Source organism: Pseudomonas sp. (genome assembly GCF_041601375.1).
In the GTDB taxonomy this organism is placed as follows: Bacteria; Pseudomonadota; Gammaproteobacteria; order Pseudomonadales; family Pseudomonadaceae; genus Aquipseudomonas.
On record NZ_JBFIIG010000281.1, the window covers coordinates 1 to 3,362 of the forward strand.

At 66.9% G+C, this 3,362-nt stretch carries 4 protein-coding genes; all 4 read right to left on the bottom strand.

What is annotated here, in order from left to right:
• Nucleotides 1–221 precede the first annotated feature (221 nt).
• Entirely contained in the window at nucleotides 222–1,493 is a 1,272-nt protein-coding gene (locus ABZE94_RS21000; protein WP_372878107.1) for a dihydroorotase, read from the bottom strand.
• Nucleotides 1,493–2,503, bottom strand: coding sequence for an aspartate carbamoyltransferase catalytic subunit (locus ABZE94_RS21005; RefSeq protein ID WP_372878109.1), 1,011 nt, complete (start codon nucleotides 2,501–2,503; stop codon nucleotides 1,493–1,495). The genes ABZE94_RS21000 and ABZE94_RS21005 overlap by 1 nt, the downstream gene beginning before the upstream one ends.
• A 5-nt stretch (nucleotides 2,504–2,508) precedes the next feature.
• Complete coding sequence (gene pyrR, locus ABZE94_RS21010; RefSeq protein ID WP_372878111.1) at nucleotides 2,509–3,021, bottom strand: bifunctional pyr operon transcriptional regulator/uracil phosphoribosyltransferase PyrR; 513 nt, start codon at nucleotides 3,019–3,021, stop codon at nucleotides 2,509–2,511.
• 133 nt (nucleotides 3,022–3,154) lie between these two features.
• On the bottom strand, nucleotides 3,155–3,362 hold a 208-nt coding region (gene ruvX / locus ABZE94_RS21015), incomplete at its 5' end, for a Holliday junction resolvase RuvX (protein WP_372878113.1).

Consider the following 3,362-nt stretch of genomic DNA (forward strand, 5'->3'; position numbering starts at 1 on the left):
CTAGGAGCCTGTCGGACTTAACGCTGTTCTACTGCGGAAAAGCCGGATTTGGTCATTTTTTGCTGCTTTCCCTCGTTAAATAGCCAGCTATTCGCCTCGGAAAAGCAACAAAACTGCCTCAAACCGGACTTTCCCTCGCTACGAACGGTTAAGTCCGACAGGCTCCTAGAGCCTGTTAGTAACGCGGCAGGGCCAGCGCGCAGCAGATCATAAACAGGTTCTCAGGCCTGGTAACTGATATGCCCGTCGACCAGGGTGTAGCGCACCGCGCCCGGCAGGCAGTGGCCGATGAACGGGCAGTTGCTGCCTTTGGAGTACCAGCTTTCCCCGGCCAGGGTCGAGGCTTGCGGGTCGAACAGCAGCAGGTCGGCCGCCGCGCCCACGCTCAGGCGACCGGCGGGCAGGCGCAGGGCCTGGGCCGGGCCGCTGGACAGGCGTGCGAGCAGGGTCGGCAGGTCGAGCAGGCCATCTTCCACCAGGCTCATGGCCAGCGGCAGCAGCAGTTGCACGCTGCTGATGCCCGGTTCGGTGGCGCCGAAGGGGGCCAGCTTGGCGTCACGTTCGTGCGGCTGGTGATGGCTGGCGATGGCCGAAATCACCCCGCTTTGCACGGCCGCGCGCAGGCCGTCGCGGTCGGCGCGGGTGCGCAGTGGCGGTTGCACGTGGTAGAGGCTGGAGAAGTCGCTCAAGGCCTCATCGGTGAGGATCAGCTGATACAGCGCTACATCCGCCGTCACCGGCAGGCCGCGGGCCTGGGCCTCGGCGATCAACTGCGCGCCGCGGGCGCTGGTCAGCTGGCTGAAGTGGGCGCGCACGCCGCTTTGTTCGACCAGCAGCAGGTCGCGAGCCAAGGCCACGGTTTCGGCGGTTTCCGGGATGCCGGCCAGGCCGAGGAAGCTGGCCGTGGCGCCTTCGTGGGCCAGGCCGCCCTCGGCCAGGTCGTGATCCTGGGAGTGGAAGATCACCGTCAGGTCGAAGGTGGCGGCGTATTCCAGGGCGCGGCGCAGGGTACGGGTGTTGCGAAAGCTATTCAGGCCGTTGCCGAAGGCCACGCAGCCGGCGTCGCGCAGTGCCACCAGTTCGGCCAGCTGTTCGCCGTCCAGGCCTTTGCTCAGCGCGCCTATGGGGAAGACCTTGGTGTGACCGGCCTCGCGCGCGCGGTCGAGGATCAGTTCGGCCACCGCCGAGGTGTCCAGGACCGGTTTGGTAAAGGGCGGGCAGCACAGGCTGGTGACGCCGCCCGCGGCCGCGGCCAGGGTTTCGCTGGCGATGCTGCCCTTGCGGCTGTAACCGGGTTCGCGCAGGGCGACGGACAGATCGACCAGGCCGGGTGCCGCCACCAGGCCTTGGGCGTTGATGATTTTCTCCGCGACGAAAGCGACCGGTGTCTGGCCGATGGCGATGAGCTTGCCGCCGTCGATGAACAGGTCGACGACTTGGTCGAGGCTGCTGCTCGGGTCGATGACGCGGGCACCGAGGATTGCGATACGCATCAGTTGGACTCCTCGGCTTCCTGGTTGAGCTGGCGCTGGGTGTTTTGTCCGCTCATGGCCATGGACAGTACGGCCATGCGCACGGCGATGCCGTAGGTGACCTGGTTGAGGATCACCGATTGCGGGCCGTCGGCCACCGCCGACTCGATTTCCACGCCACGGTTGATCGGCCCCGGGTGCATCACCAGGGCATCTGGTTTGGCCAGGGCCAGGCGTTGCTCGGTCAGGCCGAACAGGCGGTAGAACTCGCCCTCGCTGGGCAGCAGGCCGCCACTCATGCGCTCGCGCTGCAGGCGCAGCATGATCACCACGTCGACATCCTTGAGACCGGCCGCCATGTCGCTGTAGACGGTCACGCCGTACTGCTCGATGCCGACCGGCAACAGGGTCTTGGGCGCGATCACGCGGATGTCCGGGCAGCCGAGGGTCTGCAGTGCCAGCATGTTCGAGCGGGCCACCCGCGAGTGCAGGATGTCGCCGACGATCGCCACCGAAAGCTGCTCGAAGCCGCCCTTGTGCCGGCGGATGGTCAGCATGTCGAGCATGCCCTGGGTCGGGTGGGCGTGACGGCCGTCGCCGCCGTTGATGATCGCCAGGTTCGGGCACACGTGCTCGGCGATGAAGTGCGCGGCACCGGAGTCGGCATGGCGCACCACGAAGATGTCGGCGGCCATGGCCTCGAGGTTGCGCAGGGTGTCGAACAGGGTCTCGCCCTTGCTGGTCGAGGAGGTCGACACGTTGAGGGTGATGACGTCGGCGGACAGCCGTTGGGCGGCCAGCTCGAAGGTGGTGCGGGTGCGCGTGGAGTTCTCGAAGAACACGTTGCACACGGTCTTGCCGCGCAGCAGCGGGACTTTCTTCACCGCCCGCGCACCGACTTCGAGGAAGGAGTCGGCGGTGTCGAGGATTTCCGTCAGCAGCTCTCGCGGCAGGCCGTCGAGGGAGAGGAAGTGGCGCAGCTGACCTTGGTCATTGAGCTGCAGCGGGCGCTTGGCGTCCATGGGAGTCATCGCGATCATTCTCGGTTGGCCAGCGTCTGGAGTTCGAGGGTCAGCGGCGTGGGGCCGGACAGTTTGACCCGTTGATCGGCGGCCAGCGACAGGCTGGCACCGACCACGTCGGGACGAATCGGCAGCTCGTGGGCATTCAGGTCGAGCAGGCAGACCAGGGTCACGCTGGCCGGGCGGCCGTAGTCGAACAGTTCGTTGAGTGCGGCGCGGATGGTGCGGCCGCTCATCAAGACGTCGTCGATCAGCACCAGGTGCTGGCCTTCGACCTCGAACGGCAGTTCGGAGGGCTGTACCTGCGGGTGCAGGCCGCTCTGGGTGAAGTCGTCGCGGTAGAAGGCGACGTCGAGGATGCCCAGCGGCGCCGGATTGCCCAGGGTCTCGAGCAGCGCCTGGGCGACCCACACACCGCCGGTGCGGATGCCGATGAAGCGCGGCTCGCTGATCTGCCGCTGATTGAGGTGGCCGATCAGCGCCGCGGCCATTTGCGGCAGCAGTTCGGCAGGCTTGGGTAGGCTCATCGGAAACTCCTTGTGGGCAGGCCGGCCGCAGACTGTGGCGGCCTGCGCCCATGATGCGGGGTTGCAGGCAGGCGCTGCGCCCCGGTCCGAGCGTTGCGCGCCAGCTGTTCACAAGACCGGGGGTAGCGATTGTTCAAGACGTACGCTGCTCTGCCAGCCAGCCTTCGAGCAGCAGCGCGGCGGCCAGGGCGTCGACCGGACGTTCGCGATAGCCGCCGCTCTGGCCTTGTTGCAGGCGCTGGCCCTTGGCCTCGTAGGTGGTCAGGCGTTCGTCGTGCGTATGTACGGGCAGGTTGAAACGGCCGTTGAGGCGGCGGGCGAACTTCTCGGCCCGTTCGCTC